A 316-nucleotide genomic window follows, 5' to 3' on the forward strand; every position below is an offset into this window, starting at 1 on the left:
TTCTGCTTGCAACAGAAAATGCTCCTCCCCAAAAGCGTGGATGGTATGCAATGTTTCCTCAATTAGGCGTTCCAATTGGTTTGTTCTTATCTATTGTCGTTTATTTAGGTCTATTGCATTTCCTTGATCATGACGAACTTTTAGCATGGGGATGGCGCATTCCTTTTATTGCTTCAGTTTTTCTAATGCTTGTGGGATTATGGGTTCGTCTCTCAATCAACGAAACAGTTGAATTCAAAAAAACTCTTGAACGCAAAGAGCGTGGTCAAGTCCCTATAATAGATGTCTTTTTAAAATGCCCACGAATCTTATTTCT

The 316-nt window shown here is 38.6% G+C and carries 1 protein-coding gene; it reads left to right on the forward strand.

Annotated features, from left to right (window positions below):
- Positions 1 to 316: MFS transporter (locus ACFINO_RS10875; RefSeq protein ID WP_375655867.1), on the forward strand; the 316-nt coding region annotated here is incomplete at both ends.

The organism is Bartonella sp. AA83SXKL (genome assembly GCF_042196965.1).
Taxonomy (GTDB): Bacteria; Pseudomonadota; Alphaproteobacteria; order Rhizobiales; family Rhizobiaceae; genus Bartonella.